At 36.1% G+C, this 23,184-nt stretch carries 18 protein-coding genes; 5 read left to right on the forward strand and 13 right to left on the reverse strand.

What is annotated here, in order from left to right; genetic code table 11:
- Window positions 1–133: 133 nt before the first annotated feature.
- The 11 genes from ACKTTZ_RS05020 to lpxB all read right to left on the reverse strand — a co-directional run bounded on the left by ACKTTZ_RS05020 (window position 134) and on the right by lpxB (window position 15,728).
- Window positions 134–3,166 (reverse strand): reprolysin-like metallopeptidase, encoded by a 3,033-nt coding sequence (locus tag ACKTTZ_RS05020; protein WP_034693090.1) that lies wholly within the window; start codon window positions 3,164–3,166, stop codon window positions 134–136.
- Between the two features lie 277 nt (window positions 3,167–3,443).
- Window positions 3,444–4,109 carry a DUF6048 family protein gene (locus ACKTTZ_RS05025; protein WP_034693089.1) on the reverse strand — a complete coding sequence of 222 codons (666 nt, stop codon included), beginning with the start codon at window positions 4,107–4,109 and terminating at the stop codon, window positions 3,444–3,446.
- Window positions 4,075–4,551 (reverse strand): DUF6452 family protein, encoded by a 477-nt coding sequence (locus tag ACKTTZ_RS05030; protein WP_034693086.1) that lies wholly within the window; start codon window positions 4,549–4,551, stop codon window positions 4,075–4,077. Before ACKTTZ_RS05030 ends, ACKTTZ_RS05025 begins: the two co-directional genes overlap by 35 nt.
- Before the next feature lie 30 nt (window positions 4,552–4,581).
- Complete coding sequence (gene rlmD, locus ACKTTZ_RS05035; RefSeq protein WP_407847650.1) at window positions 4,582–5,994, reverse strand: 23S rRNA (uracil(1939)-C(5))-methyltransferase RlmD; 1,413 nt, start codon at window positions 5,992–5,994, stop codon at window positions 4,582–4,584.
- 108 nt (window positions 5,995–6,102) lie between these two features.
- The gene (locus tag ACKTTZ_RS05040; protein WP_034693082.1) at window positions 6,103–7,644 is read right to left on the reverse strand and encodes a TlpA disulfide reductase family protein; all 1,542 of its coding nucleotides are present in this window, start codon (window positions 7,642–7,644) and stop codon (window positions 6,103–6,105) included.
- A gap of 308 nt (window positions 7,645–7,952) precedes the next feature.
- Window positions 7,953–8,720, reverse strand: a complete 768-nt coding sequence (locus tag ACKTTZ_RS05045) for a succinate dehydrogenase/fumarate reductase iron-sulfur subunit (protein WP_034693080.1) — start codon at window positions 8,718–8,720, stop codon at window positions 7,953–7,955.
- A 24-nt stretch (window positions 8,721–8,744) separates the two neighbouring features.
- Complete coding sequence (locus tag ACKTTZ_RS05050) at window positions 8,745–10,757, reverse strand: fumarate reductase/succinate dehydrogenase flavoprotein subunit (RefSeq protein ID WP_034693078.1); 2,013 nt, start codon at window positions 10,755–10,757, stop codon at window positions 8,745–8,747.
- Between the two features lie 15 nt (window positions 10,758–10,772).
- Complete coding sequence (locus tag ACKTTZ_RS05055) at window positions 10,773–11,435, reverse strand: succinate dehydrogenase cytochrome b subunit (protein ID WP_034693075.1); 663 nt, start codon at window positions 11,433–11,435, stop codon at window positions 10,773–10,775.
- Window positions 11,436–11,580: 145 nt separating this feature from the next.
- Window positions 11,581–13,353, reverse strand: coding sequence for a ComEC/Rec2 family competence protein (locus ACKTTZ_RS05060; protein WP_407847653.1), 1,773 nt, complete (start codon window positions 13,351–13,353; stop codon window positions 11,581–11,583).
- A gap of 141 nt (window positions 13,354–13,494) precedes the next feature.
- On the reverse strand, window positions 13,495–14,586 hold the full coding sequence (locus tag ACKTTZ_RS05065) for a glycoside hydrolase family 99 protein (RefSeq protein WP_407847655.1): 1,092 nt from the start codon (window positions 14,584–14,586) through the stop codon (window positions 13,495–13,497).
- A gap of 38 nt (window positions 14,587–14,624) precedes the next feature.
- Window positions 14,625–15,728 carry a lipid-A-disaccharide synthase gene (gene lpxB, locus ACKTTZ_RS05070; RefSeq protein ID WP_253316217.1) on the reverse strand — a complete coding sequence of 368 codons (1,104 nt, stop codon included), beginning with the start codon at window positions 15,726–15,728 and terminating at the stop codon, window positions 14,625–14,627.
- Window positions 15,729–15,806: 78 nt separating this feature from the next.
- On the opposite strand from lpxB, the gene ACKTTZ_RS05075 reads away from it, so the two are divergent.
- Together ACKTTZ_RS05075 and ACKTTZ_RS05080 are read left to right on the forward strand one after the other, a co-directional pair.
- The gene (locus tag ACKTTZ_RS05075; protein ID WP_034693067.1) at window positions 15,807–16,316 is read left to right on the forward strand and encodes a DUF2480 family protein; all 510 of its coding nucleotides are present in this window, start codon (window positions 15,807–15,809) and stop codon (window positions 16,314–16,316) included.
- Window positions 16,317–16,427: 111 nt separating this feature from the next.
- A complete protein-coding gene (locus ACKTTZ_RS05080; RefSeq protein WP_034693065.1) occupies window positions 16,428–17,087 on the forward strand; it encodes a DUF937 domain-containing protein in 660 nt (219 codons plus the stop codon).
- 60 nt (window positions 17,088–17,147) lie between these two features.
- On the opposite strand, the gene ACKTTZ_RS05085 is transcribed toward ACKTTZ_RS05080, so the two are convergent.
- Together ACKTTZ_RS05085 and ACKTTZ_RS05090 are read right to left on the reverse strand one after the other, a co-directional pair.
- Window positions 17,148–17,267: a 30S ribosomal protein THX gene (locus tag ACKTTZ_RS05085; protein WP_079243310.1), complete on the reverse strand. Its 120-nt coding sequence runs from the start codon at window positions 17,265–17,267 to the stop codon at window positions 17,148–17,150.
- Between the two features lie 248 nt (window positions 17,268–17,515).
- Window positions 17,516–18,910 (reverse strand): MATE family efflux transporter, encoded by a 1,395-nt coding sequence (locus ACKTTZ_RS05090; protein ID WP_034693062.1) that lies wholly within the window; start codon window positions 18,908–18,910, stop codon window positions 17,516–17,518.
- A gap of 112 nt (window positions 18,911–19,022) precedes the next feature.
- Between ACKTTZ_RS05090 and ACKTTZ_RS05095 the strand changes: the two genes are divergently transcribed.
- From ACKTTZ_RS05095 to ACKTTZ_RS05105, 3 genes are all read left to right on the forward strand, one after another.
- On the forward strand, window positions 19,023–19,385 hold the full coding sequence (locus ACKTTZ_RS05095) for an ankyrin repeat domain-containing protein (RefSeq protein WP_034693060.1): 363 nt from the start codon (window positions 19,023–19,025) through the stop codon (window positions 19,383–19,385).
- Window positions 19,386–19,523: 138 nt separating this feature from the next.
- Entirely contained in the window at window positions 19,524–21,278 is a 1,755-nt protein-coding gene (gene aspS, locus ACKTTZ_RS05100; protein ID WP_034693059.1) for an aspartate--tRNA ligase, read from the forward strand.
- A 518-nt stretch (window positions 21,279–21,796) separates the two neighbouring features.
- A complete protein-coding gene (locus tag ACKTTZ_RS05105) occupies window positions 21,797–23,128 on the forward strand; it encodes a M12 family metallopeptidase (protein WP_407847659.1) in 1,332 nt (443 codons plus the stop codon).
- Window positions 23,129–23,184: the final 56 nt, after the last annotated feature.

Below are 23,184 nucleotides of genomic sequence, written 5' to 3' on the forward strand. Positions count from 1 at the left end.
AATCATTTTTTATTATTAATTTATAAGTGCATTTATGTTTTTTTTATAAAAAAATAACAAATTCATCACTTATGCTCTAAATAAAGAAATCCCCGGGAGTTCCCGGGGATTTACTAATATTTAAAGGTTATCTTTATTTTTTGATAAATTTAGATTTGAATTGTTCAATTCCTTTATCATCTATTGTAATAATGTAACCACCTTTAACTAAAGCTGAAACATTAACCTTTCCATTATTGATATTTCCTCTATCTACTAATTGTCCGGCAGCACTATAGATTTTATAAGTTGCTTTATCTGAAACTTTAGTAATGTTTAGAACATCAGTTGCAGGGTTTGGATAAATCTGAATACCATTATTCTTAACAGCACTTTCAGAAGTAGCAAGATTACCTGTAATAACTACGTTATAATCCTCAACCTCACCATCGAAAAGTTCTCCACAAACATAATCTGAAGGTAATGATAAACCAATGTTACCTCCTCCAGTTCCAGCACCTACATAGAATGCTACAACTCTCATTCTTAACGGCTGTCCTTCTACTGCATTTGCTGGAATTGTAACGTTTCCGCTTACTACAGTTGATGGCTGCGTTAATGTTACAGGATAATTCAATACTCTTTCTGAATCACTGAAAACACCATCCTTGTTAAAGTCTATAAATGCAGCTACCGTATCATAATCAGCACTACCGGAGTTCCCTACTGTAACTGAAATAGGATAAGTAGTTCCTTTTACCAGGTTAACTTGAAGTGCTGTATTTGTTGTATAGTTTGTATAGGTACTATTTACAGAAGTGTTATTTACATTCGCAAGTGTCACATTGGCAATATACTCATAGTCTGAACTTGTTGAAGCAGCTGCGCAGTAAGCAAGTGCAGGTGTACTGAAGTTTACAGATGCAGAATATGTTCCTACTGTAGTACCACAAACTAAAGCTACCTGAACTTCATACGTTGTACCATCAATTAAATTACTTAAGTTGATTGAAGGAACTGCTGTATCAGCTTCAGTCCATACAGTTGTACCTACTTTTCTGTAACGTACTTTATAAGTTGCGCCTGTATAAGACATCCAAGATACACTTCCTGAAGACACCGTAATGTTGCTTACAACAACGTTAGTTGGTGCAGCACTGCTACAAGCAGATAGAGGTGCAATACTTACAGGTCCTACTGCATAGAAAACATTCCCTATTGAAGAAACTCTTACTTTAATAGTCTGACCGTTCAATGAAGAAGGGAAAGTAAAGTTTTCAGATCCGTCATTAGGTGTTGATGCTGATAATACCGTCCAGGTTGTTCCGTTATCTGTAGTATAATCAATTTTTACATTAGCAACATTATAAGGAGCTGCATTAGTATTGGCAACAATCCATTGAACCGGAGTTGGAGTATTCACATCAGCATATTGGTTAGCTAATCTGAAAGGCCCATTATCTCCTACAACAATAGTCTGAACTTTAAAAGCAGATTGTTGCTCAGCTACATTGGAATTATTATCTCTTACTGTTAATGCAAAATTTGTAGTTCTTGCCGTAGTAGATACAGCTTCCCAAGTATTGTTTGCATTATTTAATACTCCGTTCATTACAGACGTAAATTTCGGGAAGTATCTTGTTGGGCTTGCGTTTGGAGCAGCAGATCTGAATGAAGCTCCTGATGTTGTATTTCCTAAGTTATATTTATCAATAGAAACTAAGGCATCATCTACTTCTTCCCAAGAATATGTCATTGGGTCATTTTCAGGATCTGTAGCACTACCCGTCAACGCAAAAGCAGTACCTTTTGGTATAGTATATGTTGGCAGATCAGTAATTACCGGTGGGTTATTGGTAATTGTAGTTTCTACGTCACAAGTTTTTGCAATTAAGTTCGCTTGTACCTGACCGATACTTGCTTTATGGAAATAAGGATCAGAGTTTTGCTGAACATCTGTATCAGGACCGGTAATACCAGCATATCCCATAATGGTAGTTCCTGAACCTGGCTCCATATTTACTCCACTTCCTTCAAGATTATGAGAGAAAGTATGATTAGCTCCTAACTGGTGACCCATCTCATGGGCTACATAGTCGATATCGAAGCTATCCCCTGATGGAATTCCATTCGCAGGAGAAGTAAATCCTGAACCTTTTCCTTTAGGAACTGAAGTTGTAGGATTAATACATACACATCCGATACATCCGGCGTTTCCTCCACCTCCAGATTTACCGAATAAATGTCCGATATCATAGTTAGCATTTCCTACATTATTTGTCAAAGCTGTTTGAAGCTGTGCATTCCATGCTCCACCCGCTCCCGTTGCAGCAGCAGCATAGGGATCTGTAGCAGGATCAATATAAATTACATTGGGAAAGTTCTGTAAATTCAAATGCAATGCAAAGTCTTTCTCAAAAACTCCATTTACTCTGGTTAGAGTATTGTTGATCGCAACAATAGCAGGAGCTCTTTTCTGATCATCCGTAGCAGTAGCAGGTACACCAGCAAGTCCCATAAAGTATTGCGTGTACTCACCTGTAACGGACATTGCCAGTCTCATTGTTCTGTATTTCTTATCAGAACTTTTGTTAAAAGTTGTTGGCTGATTAGTGAACGACTGTCCATTTTTTAATAAAGCATCTATTTCCTTCTTAGCAGCAGGAGATTCTTCTGTAGAACACAAGAAACCGTTCTTTTCCTTTTTTGTTTTAGGATGAACAGCATATACTGACTTGTCTGTTGAAGCAGGGTCAATAAATTCATATTTATCTCCATGGATGATCATTGACTGAAAATCATTAGGAGCGATACTGAATCTTAAGTATTTGGTAGGGTCATCGACACTTGTTCCAACATAAGATCCTAATTCATACTTGTCTGCCAGTTCTTTTACAACTACTGGAAAACTATATACATTAAACCTTTCAATCTTCCCGCTCATCGTAGGAAGAGAAATTACTACAGGAGTGGAGTTTGCTCCCATTTCCTGTGCATTCTTCAGCTGAGATCTCAGTAAGTTCAGGTCCAGTTTATAGTACCCGTTACTTCTTACATTAGATTGATCTACTCTAAATCCTGTACTTCTTTTGTTGTCGTCTCCTTTTTTAAGAGAAGTTGGTGTCCATTGGCCGAACACTGCCCCTCCTATACAAGTAAACATTAAAGCAGTAAATACTCTTTTCATAAATTAAAACACAATTATAATTTCCGCCAAATATAGCTATTTTATAACTCACACAAATAAAATAACTTAATATTTTTTAATATTATACACCTAAAAAACATATTCATTAAAAAAAATACAAACCAAAGAATAAGATTAGTTTTATATTCTATATAGTGTAAAAGTCAAGGGTTCTCTTTTTTATAAATTATAAGCAGTATTCATTAAAAAAAACACAACCTTTAGAACATTCTAAAGGTTGTGTTTTTTTTATTTTAAATGGCAAAAGCTGTTATTTCTAGAACTTATAAGCTATATTCCATGCAAATCCCATATTAAACTTTGAAGAACTTTTTCCAAAACCAGGAACAATCATTGGAGTGATGTCATCCTGTTTAGAAGTATATACCATATATCTTGGCTGAAGATTTACATCTATATAAAAATTGGAACTGAATAACTGTACTCTACCTCCAATAGTTCCTTCCAACCAAAAAGAAGACTGTGAGGATGAAGGAAATGCTTCAGAAGAATTACTTCCTCCAAATCCACGAACGGGAATCGCCATATATTCCTGATTATAGAATGATCCTGCCACTTTTCCACCGGCATAAAATCCGTTGAATTCATTTTCAGCATCTTTTGCGAGCATATAGAATGCACCCAACTTAACGAAAGGACCGCTTGCCTTAGCATCATAGCCATTTTTCTGATATACGTTTTTCTCAAAACCTGCTTCTGCAATAGCATGAATATTTCCTTTGATTTTTGAAGAAATAAATCCCTGATACAGTTTTCTATCCGAAAAAAATCCGGCTCCGGTATTCAATACATCAAGGCCAACCATAAAATTAGGCTCATATTTTTCGTGAACCTTCTTCTCTGCTTCCTTCTTTTTATCTTGTGCCCAGCTTATTATTCCAAATAAACTAAAAAGAAAGGTAAAGATTAGTCTTGTCTTCATTCTCTATTTGATTTTGTCCGACCTCCACTTTCTGAACTGGATCCGGAGTTACTAATTCTGAAGTTAAATTCTCGTAATACTTTTTGATTCCGCATCCCGGAGATACATAGGTTGACTTCGTTGTATAATTAATTCTTACTTTAGATTCTGCCCCTTTTTTCGTAAGTTTAAAATAAACGTCTGTATAAGGTGAACTGTCTACCCGTAGAGGAATTAACCTGGAATCAGTCTTTACAGCTACACCCAGATCTACCTTTCCTGCACCATAGTCTACTGCGACATACAATGAATCCAGAGTCGTCTCTTTTCCATTATCTATATCTCTAAAGGCCACCTTCATTCTTGGAGTTCCTTCTCCACTTTCACAAATATCATCGTCGCCTCCACAGGAAACAAGCATTCCTAAAAAGCAGATTGCTATGAGAAATTTAAAATACTTCATATTAAGATTTGAAATTCAAATTTAAATAATTTATTTTTTAATCAACAACGCAATGTTCTCAACATGGTGTGTTTGTGGGAACATATCTACCGGTAAGATCTTTACTAAAGTATAATGGTCTTTCATTAAAGCAAGATCTCTCGCCTGTGTAGCAGAGTTACAGCTTACATAAACTACTTTTTCCGGTGAAAGCTTAAGGATCTGTTCTACAACCTTCTGATGCATTCCATCTCTTGGTGGATCTGTGATTAACACATCTGCTTTAGGGTGGTTAGCCATGAATTCATCATTGAAAATGTCTTTCATATCTCCACAATAGAACGTTGTATTTGTTAAACCGTTCAATGCAGCATGTTCTATTGCCGCATCTATTGCTTCCTGTACAGATTCTATTCCGATTACCTGTTTTGCATTTCTTGCTACATATTGTGCGATGGTTCCTGTTCCTGTATAAAGGTCATACACTACTTCATCACCTTTCAGATCTGCAAACTCCAGGGTTTTTCTGTATAGTTCCAACGCCTGTTTGTAGTTGGTCTGGAAGAAAGATTTTGGTCCAATTTTAAACTTCAGCCCATCCATCTCTTCCATAAGATATCCTTCTCCGAAATATACGTTGATATTTAAATCATAGATAGAGTCATTCTGTTTAGGATTGATGGCATATACCAATGTTTTAATCTGCGGGAATTTTTCTAATAAGAACTCAAAAAGCTTTTCTCTGTTTTCTTTTTCTTCTCTGTAAAGTTGGAAAAGAACCATCCATTCTCCATGAGAGTTCTGTCTCATCATTAAGGTTCTTAAGAATCCTTCCTGATTTCTTACGTCAAAGAAATCCAGGCCAGTATTAACCCCATATTCTTTTACAGCCAGTCTAATAGCATTAGAAGGACCTTCCTGAAGGAAACATTCTTTCAAATCAAGAATTTTGCTCCACATCCCGGGAATATGAAAACCTAAAGCATCTTTGCTCCCGAAATTTTCTTCAGAACTAATTTCGTACTGAGTAAGCCATCTTGCATTGGAGAAGGAAAACTCCATTTTATTTCTATAAAAATATTGTTCTTCAGATCCTAGAATTGGCACAGTTTCAAACTCATCAATTCCTCCGATTCTTTTGATATTATTATAGACTTCTTCCTGTTTAAAATCAAGCTGTTTTTCATAACTCATATTCTGCCACTTGCATCCTCCGCAAGTACCAAAGTGGATACATTTAGGCTCAACTCTGTATGGTGATTTTTCAAGTACTTCAATTGCTTCGCCTTCATAGTATTTAGACTTCGCTTTTTTCACTCTCACATTCACAATATCTCCTGGAATTGCGCCTGTTACCATTACGGTTTTACCTTCCTCTGTTTTTCCTATTGCTACGCCTTTTGCTCCGGCAGTCAACAATTTTATATTTTCAAGAGTTAGATCTCTTTTTTTCTTCCTACTCATTCTAAAATTTTCTATTTTCCTAATTGAAACTTTTACGTTCCAGTTTGCAAAAATACAATAAAAAAAACCTTATCCGAAGATAAGGTTTCTATACTATGTTAAAGTTTATTATTTTGTTGGAGCCGGCTGTGGATTTGCTGGCTGTGGTGCTTGCTGCATTGCAGATGGATCAAGCTGTAATTGCGGCTGCATTTGTGCATTTGGATCTACCTTCGGAGCTGAAAGACCTGTTTGTTTATCCAAAATAGTCACTAATTCCTGCTCACCAAGGTTTACGAAAGATCTGCTGGCAATTTTACCATCTTTATCAATAATAACAAAGCAAGGTAACTTGAACCCGTATACTCCATATTTCTTAGCAATGTCAGAGTTCAATCCTCCTTCTCCATAAACATTCACTCCCTGAATTCCTTTTAATAAAGAATTGCTTGTTTTAATGAATTGATCTTTTGTATCGTCAACGTTTACAAATACAAAATTCATTTTAGACTTATAAAAGTTTACCACTTCTTTTAATACAGGTACTGTAGCTTCGCTGATGTAAGGATTCCATGAAGCATAGAAGAATAACATATAAGGTTTTCCTTTGTTTTCAGAAAGCTGGTATGATTTTCCATCTTGTTTTGCTAATGCTGCTTCAGGAGCAACGTCTCCGATTTTAAGCCCTGTAATAGCTACCTGCATTTTTAAAAGGTCACTTTTAATGGTAGCATCTTTAATATCTGAATCGATGATCTTTTTAATCTTGTCAATATTGGCAGCTGGAGTTGTTGGATGGATATCAGCCTGAGCCATTACAAATGCAAGAAGATAATCTTTTGCTGTTTGAGATAAATCTTTTTTTGTTTTTAAATACTGAGCGAACATCTCAGAAGTTGTAATCCCTGTTTTTCCTTTGCTGTTTGCTTCAGCATATTTCTGGAAATCCGGAGTCATTTTTACAAGAAGATATTGTCTGTAAAGAGGAATAGTTTTTACCATTCCATCTTTGTCTGTTTCCAGCTGAGTTTCGTAATCTTTGAAAGCCTTAGAAGCTTTGAAAGAAGGATTTCCAGACATTGGACCATGGGACATTTCATAGTTCGCAAGCAAGTTAAGAATGGTTACTTTCACATCGTTTTTCTTCCATTCCAATAATCCTTTGCTTGGGTTATTTTTCTTTGCAAGGTCATCTACATTTTTATTAATATCTGCCTCAATTTTATGCATCCCTTTCAAAAATGCAGCTTCGTCTCCACCCATTAATACAGGTAAATTAACTTTACCTCCGTAGTCTGCCAAGAACTTCATACTTGCCGTAAGGAAGTCATTATTCTTTTTAGCATCTCCGGTAATCACATATTCATTTGGGAAAGTTGCTCCGTTTCCTGAGATATTCACTTTTTGGCCACCTTCAAGATAGATCAGGCTTTGTCTGCCAGCGTAATTGATTACGTACATTCCATCTTTAGGAGCGTCAAAATTTCCTGAAAAGTTTCCGTCTTTATCAAGACCTATATTAATCAAAGGCAGGGTTCCTACTCCTGAAGCTTCTACAAATTCAATTCTTTCTAATGGTGAGCTTCCAGTAATTTTTCCTTTTACTTCTACTTTTTTTGAACAAGACATCACAAAGAATGTGATGATAAACAATAAAAGATATTTTTTCATTTCAATTTTTAATATTACACAAAAATACGCTTTTTAGGGCTTGCTAATTCACACTAATTATTTTTTTTAAAAATTTTATTATTACCATTCAAAAGGGATATTCCAATTATTGAAGGTTATCTTTTTGACGGTAAAAAGTATTTGAAAGTTTTTTCAGAAAACGATTCAATTACCTTCCAAATATATACTTAATAAATAAAGAATAACGAAGATCAGTCAATAAGTTAACAAACTTTAACAGGGTTATCTTTTTCATAAAAAAATCGCCTCCAAAAATGAAGGCGATTTTTTATGTATTTGAATCAATTCTATCCTTGATCTGCAAGAGCAGCCATGTATTCTCTGTTCATTCTCGCGATGTTTTCAAGAGAAATACCTTTAGGGCATTCTACCTCACATGCTCCGGTATTTGAACAGTTTCCGAATCCTTCTTCGTCCATAGCTTTCACCATGTTCAGAACTCTTCTCTTAGCTTCTACTCTACCTTGTGGAAGTAATGCATACTGAGAAACTTTTGCTCCAACGAATAACATTGCAGATCCGTTTTTACATGTAGCTACACACGCTCCACATCCGATACAAGCTGCAGCATCCATTGCTTTATCTGCATCTTCTTTAGGAACAGGGATAGCGTTAGCATCCAATGTATTACCGGAAGTGTTCACAGAAATGAATCCTCCTGCTGCCATTACTCTGTCGAATGCGCTTCTGTCTACCATCAAATCTTTGATTACAGGGAAAGCAGCACTTCTCCAAGGTTCAATAACGATCGTCTCACCATCTTTGAACATTCTCATGTGAAGCTGACAAGTTGTAATACCCGTATCAGGACCGTGAGCTCTACCATTGATGTAAAGAGAACACATACCGCAAATTCCTTCACGACAGTCGTGGTCGAAAGCGATAGGTTCTTTTCCTTCGTTAATTAAGTTTTCGTTCAGGATATCCAACATCTCCAAAAATGAAGAGTCTGTAGATACATCTGATATTTTATAGGTCTCAAACTGACCTTTAGTTTTACTATTTTTTTGTCTCCAAATTTTCAGCGTAAGATGTAAGCCTTTTTTTGCACTCATAATGTTATATTTATAGGTTGGAGATTATTTATAACTTCTAGTTTTAACCTCGATGTTGTCGTATATCAATTCTTCTTTATGCAACACTTCTGTGTTGATATCGTTTCCTTGATATTCCCAAGCTCCGACGTATTTGTAGTTTACGTCATCTCTTTCCGCTTCTCCGTCCGGAGTTGAATGGTCTTCACGGAAATGTCCACCACAAGATTCATTTCTGTGTAGTGCATCGATAGCCATTAATTGTCCAAGTTCAAGGAAGTCTGCTACTCTGAATGCTTTTTCAAGCTCAGTGTTCATACCTTCTCCTTCTCCTGGTACTTTTACGTTTTTCCAGAAATCGTTTCTTACTTCTTCAATTTCTTTGATTGCTTCTCTTAATCCTTCAGGAGTTCTTCCCATTCCAACTTTATTCCACATAATGTTTCCTAATTGTTTGTGGAAATGGTCTACAGAGTGAGTTCCTTTGTTATTTAAGAAGAAATCAATTTTTTCTTTAATTCCTTTTTCAGCTTCGTCAAACGCTCCTGAGTTCGTAGGAATAGCTCCTGTTCTGATATCTGCAGAAAGGTAATCTGCAATCGTGTAAGGAAGTACGAAATATCCGTCAGCAAGACCCTGCATCAATGCAGAAGCACCCAATCTGTTTGCACCGTGATCTGAGAAGTTAGCTTCACCGATTACGAAACAACCTGGGATTGTAGACTGAAGGTTATAATCAACCCATACACCACCCATTGTATAGTGAACTGCAGGATAGATCTTCATTGGAGTTTTGTAAGGATCGTCAGCTGTAATTTTTTCGTACATTACGAATAAGTTACCGTATTTCTCCTCTACCCAGCTCTTACCTAAATCATAGATCTGCTGATCTGTAGGATTATGAATATGTTTTTCGATAGCGGATTCTTTACCTTTTTTCATGATCTCTGTAGAGAAATCAAGGTAAACACCTTCCTGAGTATCATTATTTTCGATTCCGAATCCAGCATCACATCTTTCCTTAGCAGCTCTGGACGCAACGTCTCTAGGTACAAGGTTACCGAATGCAGGGTATCTTCTTTCCAAATAATAATCTCTATCTTCTTCTTTAATATTTTCAGGTCTTAATTTACCTTCTCTGATTGCTACCGAATCTTCGTGTTTTTTAGGAACCCAGATTCTTCCGGAGTTTCTTAATGATTCAGACATCAAAGTCAGTTTAGACTGCTGTGTTCCGTGAACAGGAATACAAGTCGGGTGAATCTGTACGTAGCAAGGGTTTGCGAAGTAAGCTCCTTTTTTGTGAATTTTCCATGCAGCAGAAACGTTAGATCCCATTGCATTGGTAGAAAGGAAATATACGTTTCCGTATCCTCCAGAAGCGATTACTACAGCGTGAGCAGAATGTCTTTCAATTTCACCTGTTACAAGGTTTCTTGCGATAATCCCTCTTGCTTTTCCGTCAACAATAACAAGATCTAACATCTCATGACGGTTGTACATTTTGATTCTTCCTTTACCGATCTGACGGCTCATTGAAGAATAAGCACCTAATAATAACTGCTGTCCTGTTTGTCCTTTTGCGTAGAAAGTTCTTTTTACCTGAACCCCACCAAATGAACGGTTATCCAGCTGACCGCCGTAATCTCTCCCGAAAGGAACCCCCTGGGAAACACACTGGTCAATAATATTTGCAGAAACTTCAGCTAACCTGTAAACGTTGGCCTCTCTTGCTCTATAGTCACCACCTTTGATGGTATCATAGAATAATCTGTAAGTAGAGTCACCATCTCCCTGGTAATTTTTAGCTGCGTTGATCCCTCCCTGAGCTGCAATAGAGTGCGCTCTTCTTGGAGAATCCTGGTAGCAGAATGCTTTCACATTATATCCTTGCTCAGCTAATGTAGCTGCAGCAGAACCTCCTGCCAAACCTGTACCTACAACAATAATATCAATCTTATCTCTGTTGTTTGGTGCAACAAGGTTCATATGGTCTTTATGATTTTTCCACTTGTCTTTAAGAGGACCCGCTGGAATTCTTGAATCTAATTTACTCATACTAGTATATTGATATTATTGAGTTATAAAATGGAAAACTGCAACGATGATAAATCCTGCAGGGATAAGGATTGAATACCATGTCCCGAAAGCTTTGATCACCGGCGTATATTTTGGATGTCTCGCACCGATAGACTGGAATGAAGACTGGAATCCGTGCGCTAAGTGTAATCCTAGTAGAACAAAAGAGATTACATACAAAGCCACTCTCCAAAGATCAGCAAACTTTTCATGAAGTTCCGGCCAGAAACGTTCTGCATCAGGAGTCAATCCTTCTACATACTTGTAATTAATTTCATGCAACCAGAAATCATATAAGTGAAGCGCCAAGAATGCTAAAATAACAGCTCCTGAAATAATCATATTTCTGGACATCCATGAAGAATTCACTGATGCGTTGTTTGCTGCATACTTTACCGGACGCGCCTTATTATTCTTGATCTCAAGCACAAATCCCATTACAAAATGGAAAATTACTGCAAAACCAAGAATAGGCTGCATTAAGAACTGCACAAAAGGATTATAGCCCATAAAGTCAGATGCTGTATTGAATGCATCCTTGTTTAGAACTGATAACAAATTGGTTGTCAAATGCAGTATAAGAAAAATCAGCAAAAACATAGCTGATAATGCCATAGCGTATTTTCTACCTATCGTAGAACTCGTTAAACCTGCCATATAAGTTTAAATTTGAATTTCCACAAAATTAAGAAAGTTTAACAATATCGAAAAGTGAGAAATCTCACAAATAGACAGTTTGTAATCTTTCTAAATAAGATTTTCACCCATTATAAATACAGGAAAATGGCTAAATTCAGAACCATCATTTCAGATCATAAATCTTATTCCTGAAAACCACTTTTTGAATGGAGGGTGACAAGGTTTTTATCTCAAAATGATCTACTCTCCTGGAAGCACAATATGGATTGACTATATACTGTAAAATCTTCGTCTTATTTTTCATATCCGAAATCCAGAAACAGACTCTGTCCCCATTTTTCACTGAAAAAATTTTGTTTCTGTTAAAATGATGAACCAATATCTCTTCCTTCTGATTTTCAAAAGCTGTGATTCCGCTTCTTATCATTAGAAATAGTAGCATTGCCATCATCAATCTCATTGTATTTTTCATATTGAATTTCAGTATAGCTGCTCTTAGTAAATAGACAAATATTGCTAATGACATCACTTCTATCCCATTCATTGGAATATTTTCAAAGAACAGCACGTCAACCTCAGCAAACCAATGGATCACCTTCAGCAAAAACTGAATAATCCCGTCATATATACCATTTATAAGTTCAAAATCAATCCCAAAAGAAATAAGAACTGTTATTAAAAAAGAGAAAATAATAATTAATTCAGAAAAAGGAACGATAACAAAATTGGCAATGATTGATATCAATGAAAACTGATGAAAATAGTACAACACCAGAGGAAGTGTTGCCAACTGTGCAGATAAAGATATGGTAATCGTGTTAAACAGAAGTTTTTTAATATAATTATCCTGTTTTGGGAAGTATTTCAGCAGAGGCTGATTCAGCCAATAAATTCCCAAAACAGCCAAAAAGCTAAGCTGAAATCCTACATCAAAAAGCTGTTGCGTATCTCCGATTAGAATAAAAAAAGCAGACAAGGCTAGTGAGTGAAGCAGATCTGGCTTTCGCTGAAGCAAAACAAAAATAAAATAAACACTCAGCATGATACAAGATCGCAATACTGAATTACCCAATCCAATAAAAGCGGCGAACAACCAGATAAAAATCAAACTGAAAGTAACCGCATATTTTCTGAATTGTAAAGGAACAAATCGAATCAAAAAAAAGTAGAACATCCCGAAAACAACCACAATATGAGTTCCGGAAATAGCCAGAAAATGAACCAACCCGGACTTATTGAAATCTCTAACAGTGTCTGCATCAATTTCTGTTCGGTCTGCCAGAATAATACCTTTCAGAAATTCTTTAGTTTTTTCTGAAATTTCTGTTTTATCTATTTTGTTAAGAACCTCAAACCTATATTGCCTAAGCTGATCTGCCCACGTTAAGTCATTCCGTTCTGCAGATATAATTACTTTTGAAAGATAAACCTGGTAATCAATATGTTTTCTTTTCAGATATTGGGCATAATCAAATTGAAAATCATATGATGGAATCTGAGGTTTTGTAATGTAAACCTCGGCTTTGTAGTAGTGAATAAAATCAAACTCTTTTTTATCTTTTGAAACATAAAAAATTGAATTAAAACATGCATTTCCTGCCTGTGCAATGCCTTCATATTTTCTATACTTTTCCGAAGAATTTAGTTTCTGAGAGATCTTAAATAAAACCGTTTCATGCTTCTTGACCAGAAGTTTATCAACTGGTGAAGAAGTGTTATAGAAATGAAGAACAATTCCTGCTCCAAACAGCAGAAGCATCAGTAAAACTGTTTTGGTTTTATGCAGAAGATAAGAATGAAAACAGATTAAAATCAACAATATTGAGCAGACTACTCCCACTCCATGAACAACAGTCTTTACTAATACCACTTTATCCTGAAAAAGAATTCCAAGAATAAAGCATACTGAGAGAATAAGAAGAGGCTGTTTGTTCAATATCCATTAATTATTCTTTTAAAATAGGCAATGAATGGGAAATTCATGATCTCTTTACAAACTAAATAAGCGCTCTGTCTTCATTAAAAATGTTAACAGAACGCTTAATTTTTTTTACTAAAAATTACGTTTAAAAGTATATTACCTATTTTTCAAAAATTTATCCGTCAAACGCTTCGTTTCTTTGATATAAAATAAAGGATCTTTCCCGTAATCTTCATATTTAAAATCTCCTGCTTTTTTAGGAATAGCAGGCTCTATTTGCGTTCCTTCATGCCATTCATTGAATGATGTAATTCCAATGAACTCCGGATTTACTTTACTGGCAGCATCAAACATTTTCTCATAATATTTTCCATGATCTCTGCTTTTGAAATTCGCTTCATTCCACGGACGGATTCTTGTATCAGAATAACCAGGACCTACACACGGAATAAAAATCAGATGATGATCTTTAGCATATTTGGCCATAAAATCCCAATTAGCCGTTGTACTTCCATATACAAATCCTTCGCTGGCAAAATAGGTATAGAAACCATCAAAGCCTGCCGAATCAAAAAATTTAGCATCATCTTTCTCAACCCAAAGTCCGATATAAAGAGCATCTAAATCTGTGTTTCGGACTGTTCGTTCTCCATCTTTGGATAGTATTTTCCTCCACTCTTCTTTAGGAATTTTATAGCTATCATACACATAAAACAGAGGTTTTCCTTCTTTTTTATAGAATGCATGATGATGAGAATACGTTTTTATCAGGTAAGAAAGCTGCTCTTTTAATTCTGAAGTATTTTTATAAAAGGGCTCAATGTGGAATGCTATTTTTAAATCAAACCGATCTGCAATATCTAAATATTTGATAAGACTTTTATCCGTAAACGAATCTTTTCCCAACCAGCTTACAACAACTACTCCTACTCCGGAGTCTTTGATCATTTTCATATGCTGCCCGATGGTTTTCGGATCATTGGAACTGTAGTTGCCAAGAGCCGGGTAAAAATTAGCTCCGATATCATCTCCTCCTTTATGATGTCCCAGATTATTCCACTTCGGATTACTCCAGTGAGGAAGGATCTCATGATTCCAGTGCTGATAATCTCCATCTGTTGCAGGATTGGCATACCAGCCGTAATAAAATATCTGAACTTTATCTCTTGCACTGCTCTGCTGGGCAAAACTGTTTGTGAAAAACAATATAAAAGTCAGGAATAACAGAAAACGGTTACAATAATTCATAGTTAAAAGTAGATTAATAATCAGAAACTCGGTATAAACTATACTTTCAATATCACCTCAGCAGCATGATCGCTGGCTCCTTTTCCGCCAAGCTTTTCTCTCAGAAGGCTATAGTCATTCAGAACCTGATCCCTTTTCTCTCCTGACAAAATTTTATTGAGCTCTTCTACCAGATTTTTAGTATTCAGATCATTTTGAATCAATTCTTTCACCACTTCTCTGTCCATAATCAGATTAACCAGAGAAATATAATTGATATTTTTCACCAATCTTTTAGCAATAGCATAGGAAATTTTACTTCCACGATAGCACACCACTTCAGGGATATTCAACAAAGCGGTTTCCAACGTAGCTGTTCCGGAAGTCACCAAAGCAGCTTTTGAACATCTTAGCAGATCATAGGTTTTATTAGAAACAAAATGAACATTATCATCTACATATTTCTGATAAAATTCTTTTGGAAGACTTGGGGCTCCGGCAATCACAAACTGATAGTTTTGAAACTGCGGTCTTACGGAAAGCATTATTTCAAGCATCTTTTCTACTTCCTGTTCTCTGGACCCCGGAAGTAATGCGATAATTTCTTTTTCATTCAAACCATGTTCTGATTTGAATTTTTCAATGCTGATTTCCTGAAGATCCGAAATAGCATCCAGCAACGGATGACCTACAAAATGAGAATGCACTCCATGTTTTCTGTAAAAGTCTTCTTCAAAAGGAAGAATGACCATCATTTCATCCACATATTTTTTGATAATCTCTACGCGGCCTTCTTTCCAAGCCCAAAGCTGTGGAGAAATATAATAAACAACTTTGATTCCCAATTCTTTGGCAAATCTGGCAATTCTCAGGTTGAATCCCGGATAATCCACCAAAATCAAAACGTCAGGTCTGTTCTTCTGAATATCCTCTTTACAGAATTTAATATTATTCAGAATGGTACGGAGGTTCATCACCACTTCCAGGAATCCCATAAAAGCAAGATCACGGTAATGCTTTACCAACGTTCCGCCCTGAGCTTTCATCAGGTCGCCACCCCAAAATCTAAATTCCGCATGTGGATCCTTGTGTTTTAAGGCTTTCATCAGGTTGCTTCCATGCAAGTCACCGGAAGCTTCTCCTGCAATAATATAATACTTCATTTCTATAGTAAGGATAGAGAACAAATTAAGATAGATATGATCTTAATTCGTAAATTTGTTCAAAGATAATGATAAAAAATGTCAGAAGAATTTGAAATCCGGAATAAAGTTGCAGAAAGCGGCCTTATCAATTTTGACCTTACCACTTTACTGCCAAAAGGGGAAAGAAAGGGTATTGACCTTAAAGATTTCCTTTGGCAGGAAATGATCCTGAAAGAAAAAGATTTCCGCGAAAAGGTAGATGCAATCGATACGGAACAATATAAAGACACTTACGTATACATTTACAATTCCGTAGACACTATTATTCCTCTTTGGGCTTATTTTGTTTTAACAGCAAAGATTACCGATGTAGCAAAAAAAGTAGTTTTTGGAAACCGCGAGGATCTGGAAGTTATTTTAATGCATAATGCCATCCAGACTCATGATTTTGAGGAAATGAGAGGAAAAAGAGTGCTTGTAAAAGGATGTTCAGATAAAGAAATTCCTGAAAATGCTTATATTGAATTGGTAGAACAACTGAAACCTATTGTAAAATCTCTGATGTTCGGAGAAGCGTGTTCAAACGTTCCTATCATTAAAAACTAAAGTCTTCTGAAACGCTCTCAGAAACTTTAACAATAATTATGAAAGGCGGTCAATTTGTAAGGCATATTTTTTGATAACTTTGGTGTAATTAATACTAAATAAACACAAAAAATGAGTTTAATAGACCTACTTACAGGGAACACAGGCAACCAGGTTGCTGAACAGGCTGAAAACAAATTCGGAATCAGTAAAAACCAGGTAATCGCCCTATTAGCAGTTGCTACCCCTCTTATTATTTCTTATCTTAGAAATAAATCTCAGGACGCTAAAGAAGCAGAAGCTTTAAATAATGCTTTAGATAAAGACCACAACGGAAGTATTTTAAATGATGCTTCACAAATTGAGGCAAGACAGGCTGAAGGAGGATCTATTCTTGATCATATCTTCGGTGGGCAAAAAAGTACTGTTGAAAACCAACTGTCACAGAACACTGGAATTTCAATAGATAAAATAGGTCCTATCCTTGCGATGCTTGCACCTGTAGTAATGGGTTATATCGGACAGCAAAAACAACAGAGCAATGTAGGAGCTGGCGGCTTAGGAGATCTTTTAGGAGGAATCCTTGGAAATGCTTCCAATCAGGCACAAGCTCAGCAGTCTAATCCTTTGAATGACATTCTTGGAAGTGTTTTAGGAGGTGGCGGACAATCTCAATCATCAGGAAATCCTTTGAATGATATCCTGGGAAGTGTATTGGGTGGTGGTGGAAACCAACAACAAGGCGGCGGCGGTTTAGGCAGCATCCTTGGTAATATTTTGGGAGGTAAATAATTAATTTAATTTTCATAAAAAAAGACCGGAGACATGATCTTCGGTCTTTTTTATTTTTAATTACTTTTTAGATTTTTCTGCAGAAGCAGGAAATGATTTTGAAGCTTTTTTAGGTCTTCTTTTACCATAACTTCCGGAATTAATTTTTCCTCTTCTTGATTTTTTGTCTCCTTTTCCCATAGTATTATGTATTTGTTGTTCTACGAATTTAGAAAATACAATACTAAAATCCAATTAATGAAGCTGTTAAAGTTTTATAAATTAGGTTAGGAAGCTGGAGGATGGATGTTGGAAGTTACTATCAGGTTGCTATTTTGATTCTCTGTTATCAAATTAGTTCTATTTTCTTCATCTTATTGATAAAAGGCTAGCTTAAATATTTCAGGCTGCCAGTACTCCCCTCTTCAAGTTTCCATCATCCATACATTCTACACTTTTATCGTCTTCCATTTTCCTTTTTTAAATAAGATAAAAGCAACAATGGTTATCAATGTTTCTGCGGCAGGAATTGATATAAAAACTCCTTTGGGGCCCATGTCAAGATATTTTGATAAGAAATAAGCCAGCGGAATCTGAAACAGCCAGAAACCAAAAAGATTAACCCAGGTAGGAGTCCATGTATCACCAGCTCCATTAAAGGCATTGATCATCACCATCCCGATTCCATAGAAAATAAATCCTATACTCATAATCTGAAGTGCATTTTTAGCAAAATCTTTAATCGCCATTTCCTGAGTAAAAAAACTAACTAAAAAGTTCCCCATAAAAAGGAAAATCAAACTTACCACAAGCATAAAAATGACATTATATTTCACGGTTTTCATCACCGACTGTTCTGCTCTCAGCATTTCATTCGCTCCCATATTCTGTCCTACCAACGTAGAGGCAGCATTACTCAATCCCCAGGCTGGAAGCATAAAGAACATCATTAGTCTTAAAGCGGTCTGATAACCCGCCGACGCATTCTCTCCTCCTGTAGTTGCTACAAGTTCTGCAAGGAAAATCCAACTGCATGAGGCAATGACAAACTGAAAAATTCCGGGAGTTGCAATTTTTATAATGGATTTGATTAATGTATAATTCGGTTTAAAATAAGGAAGTTTAATTCTTATCTGAGTATCGGCCACCAAAAGATGATACAGCTGATAAATAACACCAATGCTACGTCCTATTGTTGTTGCCAAAGCAGCTCCCGTGAGCCCCAAAGCAGGAACAGGTCCTAAGCCTTTTATCAGAATTGGACAGAGAATAATGTTGGCAATATTCGCAATCCATAAACTTTTCATGGCAATCATAGCATTTCCGGCTCCTCTGAAAATCCCATTAATTAAAAACAAAAGCATAATAATCGTGCTGCTTCCCATCATAATTCTGGTAAAATTCTTCCCATAAGCTGCTGCTTCCGGTTTTGAACCCATCAGGATTAAAATTTCTTCTGCAAAGATCACCCCCAACAAGCTTAAAATAAAAGTAATCGCAAAGGAAACGAGTAATACCTGCGCTGCACTTCTGGAAGCCTGTTCCGGATTTTTCTCACCAATTCTTCTTGCTACCAAAGCTGTAGCCGCCATACTCATCCCAATGGCAATAGAATACATTATCGAAAGTACAGATTCGGTAAGTCCTACCGTCTGGATAGCAAAACCGCTTTCTTTCAGATGACCGACAAAATAGAGATCCACAAGCGCAAACACAGATTCCATAGCCATTTCAAGCATCATAGGAATCGCTAAAAGCAGCACAGCACTTCTGATATTCACTTTCGTAAAATCAGTTTCTTCACCGCTGAATGCTTTTTTCAAAAATTCAACATATTTTGTCATTTCGCAATTAATATTTTATGTAATCCCAAAAATACAAATCCAATTATTAGAAAAACTTAGCAATTGGTAATAAAATTTAATTTAGATTTGTATATTCTTAAAAATTATCCTTATGAAAAAAATAATCTCTACTACTTTTCTATTTGGAATGTTACTGTCCGGCAGCATGTTCTCTGCCCAGAAGATGAGTCAGGAAAAGATGAAAGCCATTTATTCTGATGATATAGCAACATTCAAAAAACAGTTTGCTCCGGGAGATTACAACAAATGTTTCCTTGTGGGAAATATACTTTATTCACCCCTTGGTTTCAGTGTAATGTCTGACAGAAAGAATATTATCAACTTCCTTTTGGATAACAAAGCGAATGTGAATAAAAAATGTCAGAATAAAACTCCTCTTGAAGTAGCTGATGAAACAAAAGGTAGTGAAGAAGTAAAGAGAATTCTGATCGCAAAAGGTGGTAATAGAATCTAAAAAAATCTAAAAACAATATATGAAACTTCCGAAAGGGAGTTTTTTTTATTTATAAAACCTGCAAAAATCTTATCTTTGCCAACGAAAAATTCAAGGTTCGGAATTGAACCTTAAACATTGAACTTTAAACAAATAATTATGTTTCGATCACACACCAACGGAGAGCTATCTCTGAAAAATCTGAATGAAGAAGTTACACTATCAGGATGGGTACAGACTATCCGTGATAAAGGATTTATGATTTGGGTAGATCTTCGAGATCGTTACGGAATTACCCAGCTGGTTTTTGACCAGGACCGCTCTTCTGCTCAATTGATGGAGGAAGCTAAAAAACTGGGCCGTGAATTTGTGATTCAGGCTACCGGAAAAGTTATTGAAAGAGTAAGCAAAAACCCTAATATTCCAACCGGGGAAATTGAAATTCTGGTAGAAAAACTGACGATTCTGAATGATTCTCAGCTTCCACCTTTCACTATTGAGGATGAAACGGATGGTGGTGAAGAATTAAGAATGAAATACCGTTACCTGGATATCAGAAGAAATCCGGTAAAAGATAAACTGATCTTCCGTCACAAGATGGCACAGAAAGTAAGAAATTATTTATCTGACGAAGGTTTCATTGAAGTGGAAACTCCTGTTTTGATCAAGTCTACTCCGGAAGGAGCAAGAGATTTCGTGGTACCAAGCAGAATGAACCCTGGACAGTTTTATGCATTGCCACAGTCTCCACAAACTTTCAAACAACTTTTAATGGTAGGTGGAATGGATAAATATTTCCAGATTGTAAAATGTTTCCGTGACGAGGATTTAAGAGCTGACAGACAGCCGGAGTTTACACAAATCGACTGTGAAATGGCTTTTGTAGAGCAGGAAGACGTTATGAACGTATTCGAAGGAATGACTAAAACTCTTATAAAAGATATTACAGGTCAGGAATTCGGAGCTTTCCCAAGAATGACTTTCGCAGAGGCGATGAAAAAATACGGAAATGACAAACCGGATATCCGTTTCGGAATGGAATTCGTAGAACTGAATGAACTGGTAAAAGGAAAAGACTTTAAAATATTTGATGACGCTGAGCTAGTAGTAGGAATCAATGTAGAAGGATGTGCAGACTATACGAGAAAGCAGATCGATGAACTTGTGGATTGGGTTAAACGTCCTCAGATCGGAGCTTCAGGAATGGTTTGGGCAAAATTCCAGAATGACGGAGTAAAAACCTCATCGGTAAACAAATTCTACAACGAAGAAGATTTAGCAAAAATCATCGAAAAATTCGGAGCAAAAGAAGGCGACTTAATGTTGATTCTTTCCGGAAACGAAAATAAAGTAAGAGCTCAGCTTTCAGCATTGAGAATGGAACTTGGTAACCGTTTAGGACTAAGAAAAGGAAATGTATTTGCACCGCTTTGGGTTGTTGACTTCCCTCTATTGGAATGGGATGAAGATACTGAAAGATACCACGCCATGCACCACCCTTTCACGTCTCCAAAGCCGGAAGATATCCACTTGTTGGAAACAGATCCTGGAAAAGCAAGAGCCAACGCTTATGACATGGTTCTGAACGGAAACGAAATCGGAGGTGGATCTATCAGAATTTTTGACAGAGATCTTCAGTCTAAAATGTTTGACTTATTAGGATTTACCAGAGAAGAAGCAGAAGCTCAGTTTGGATTCCTGATGAACGCATTTAAATATGGTGCTCCGCCACACGGAGGTTTAGCATTCGGGTTTGACCGTTTGGTAGCCATTCTTGACGGGAACGAAGTGATCAGAGATTATATCGCTTTCCCTAAGAACAATTCAGGACGAGATGTAATGATCGATGCACCTGCTTCGATTGCTGATGCACAGCTCGACGAATTAGAATTACAATTGAATTTAAAAGCATAAATGTAAAGCGGGGTATTTGCCCCGCTTTTTTTATATTCTTATTACAGGAGCCTTAAGTTCACCCTGAACTTCCTGATGTTTTATACTGACGATACTATTTTTGAAAAATAAATAGTAATAAAATAGCATTATTTAGAATCAAAAAACATTACAAATCCTAACATAATTTATCAATTTGCTAACAAAACAAACTTTACACCAGTGAAATATGTATTTTAACACACTATGTCAAATATTCGTGAAATAACTTAATTTAAAATTTAATAGTAAAAATTAAATTAAAACACTTACATAAACGAAATAAATACATTTTTCAAATAAAAACCCAACAAAACAATCATTATATTATGTTATATGTAAATATGATTTTTATTAATATATTTACGTTACACAGCTGAATTATAATGAAGACTTAATCAAAACTTAGGAATTGATGTATTTTTATAATCTCATGCGTATGATAATAATATAGCTGTTCATATTTTAAAACCTTGATCACCAAACCAATATTAAATAATATGAAAAGCAAACTATTACTATTATCAGGATGCCTTGTTCTGGCACTGAATTCATGTAGGTCGGACATTGAAAATCCTCAAACTGATTCAATCGATCCTGCAACCACAAAGCTGGACAATGCAAAGATTCACAAATTATCTATTGACGGAAAACTCACGTATGTTAATGAAGTAAATGGTGAATATTTTTATGCAGAAGATATTACGATTAGCCCCGAACAGTTTAATGTATTACAAAAGCAGGCCAATCCCGGAACATCAACAGCAGAGAAAAGTACCATTGTAAGCTCTTTTATTAAGACATGGCCGGATGCAACCGTTTATTATACATTACCCAGCCAGGGAAGTCTGAGTACTCAGAATTATAATACGTTCCTGACCAATATCAACAAAGCGTTTGATATGATTTCTTCACAAACCAGTATGCAGTTTGTTGAACGAACCAACCAAACAGAATATATCACCTTTACTTATACAACATCCAACAGTTCTCCACTTGGATGGCAAAAAAACAGAGTTAACGGTATAAAAATTTATAATATTACTTATCCCGCTATTATTGCCCACGAAATCATGCATTCTATGGGAATCATGCATGAACAGTGCCGCCCGGATAGAGATCAGTACATCATTGTAGATGTTAACAAAGCCGTAGAAGGAAGCCGTCATAACTTCAATCTTTACAATGATTACGCAGGACATGGTGCTTTTGATTTCGGTTCAGTCATGATGTATCAGTCTACAGATTTTGCTATAGACTCAAGTCAGCCAGTAATGACTAAGCTGGATGGATCTACATTCACCAAGCAAAGAACAGGGTTGTCTGCGGGTGATTATGCTGGTATCAATCATTTGTATGGACCTGTAAATGCTACTTCTGCCGTCAACGGAACGTATACAATGAGAACAGCTTTAGCAAGTGATAAAAATGTAGATGTTTCAGGAAGTTCAACTACAGACGGTACCAGCATCATTCTGTATTCCGCTTCTACAGGGAATAACCAGAGATTTACTTTCACCAAATCAGATCATGGTTATTATACCATCAAATCTATATTGGATCCTACAAAGGTATTAACCGTGAAAAGTAACGGGACAACGAATGGAACAGCTGTTGAATTACGAACCAATGCTAATACAGATTCTCAAAAATGGTTATTATTCAATTTAGGAAATAATGGATTTGGATTTGCTCCAAAGAACGCACCAGCATTGAGATTAGAGGTGAAAAATGGTACAACAACCAATCTTACTCCTATTGTAATCGGCACAACTGATCAAACGGTTCAGCCTTCTACAAAGCAACGCTTCATCCTTACAAAAGTTAACTAAATTTCTTCATACAAAAAAGAGGTTAGGAAATAAACTCTCTAACCTCTTTCTATTCT

Source organism: Chryseobacterium sp. KCF3-3, assembly GCF_045865955.1.
GTDB lineage: Bacteria > Bacteroidota > Bacteroidia > Flavobacteriales > Weeksellaceae > Chryseobacterium.

What these genes read in the sequence shown, in the direction of transcription:
- ACKTTZ_RS05020 (WP_034693090.1), bottom strand. Translation starts at nt 3,166, where the DNA reads ATGAAAAGAGTATTTACTGCTTTAATGTTTACTTGTATAGGAGGGGCA.
- ACKTTZ_RS05025 (WP_034693089.1), bottom strand. Translation starts at nt 4,109, where the DNA reads ATGAAGACAAGACTAATCTTTACCTTTCTTTTTAGTTTATTTGGAATA.
- ACKTTZ_RS05030 (WP_034693086.1), bottom strand. Translation starts at nt 4,551, where the DNA reads ATGAAGTATTTTAAATTTCTCATAGCAATCTGCTTTTTAGGAATGCTT.
- rlmD (WP_407847650.1), bottom strand. Translation starts at nt 5,994, where the DNA reads ATGAGTAGGAAGAAAAAAAGAGATCTAACTCTTGAAAATATAAAATTG.
- ACKTTZ_RS05040 (WP_034693082.1), bottom strand. Translation starts at nt 7,644, where the DNA reads ATGAAAAAATATCTTTTATTGTTTATCATCACATTCTTTGTGATGTCT.
- ACKTTZ_RS05045 (WP_034693080.1), bottom strand. Translation starts at nt 8,720, where the DNA reads ATGAGTGCAAAAAAAGGCTTACATCTTACGCTGAAAATTTGGAGACAA.
- ACKTTZ_RS05050 (WP_034693078.1), bottom strand. Translation starts at nt 10,757, where the DNA reads ATGAGTAAATTAGATTCAAGAATTCCAGCGGGTCCTCTTAAAGACAAG.
- ACKTTZ_RS05055 (WP_034693075.1), bottom strand. Translation starts at nt 11,435, where the DNA reads ATGGCAGGTTTAACGAGTTCTACGATAGGTAGAAAATACGCTATGGCA.
- ACKTTZ_RS05065 (WP_407847655.1), bottom strand. Translation starts at nt 14,586, where the DNA reads ATGAATTATTGTAACCGTTTTCTGTTATTCCTGACTTTTATATTGTTT.
- lpxB (WP_253316217.1), bottom strand. Translation starts at nt 15,728, where the DNA reads ATGAAGTATTATATTATTGCAGGAGAAGCTTCCGGTGACTTGCATGGA.
- ACKTTZ_RS05075 (WP_034693067.1), top strand. Translation starts at nt 15,807, where the DNA reads ATGTCAGAAGAATTTGAAATCCGGAATAAAGTTGCAGAAAGCGGCCTT.
- ACKTTZ_RS05080 (WP_034693065.1), top strand. Translation starts at nt 16,428, where the DNA reads ATGAGTTTAATAGACCTACTTACAGGGAACACAGGCAACCAGGTTGCT.
- ACKTTZ_RS05085 (WP_079243310.1), bottom strand. Translation starts at nt 17,267, where the DNA reads ATGGGAAAAGGAGACAAAAAATCAAGAAGAGGAAAAATTAATTCCGGA.
- ACKTTZ_RS05090 (WP_034693062.1), bottom strand. Translation starts at nt 18,910, where the DNA reads ATGACAAAATATGTTGAATTTTTGAAAAAAGCATTCAGCGGTGAAGAA.
- ACKTTZ_RS05095 (WP_034693060.1), top strand. Translation starts at nt 19,023, where the DNA reads ATGAAAAAAATAATCTCTACTACTTTTCTATTTGGAATGTTACTGTCC.
- aspS (WP_034693059.1), top strand. Translation starts at nt 19,524, where the DNA reads ATGTTTCGATCACACACCAACGGAGAGCTATCTCTGAAAAATCTGAAT.
- ACKTTZ_RS05105 (WP_407847659.1), top strand. Translation starts at nt 21,797, where the DNA reads ATGAAAAGCAAACTATTACTATTATCAGGATGCCTTGTTCTGGCACTG.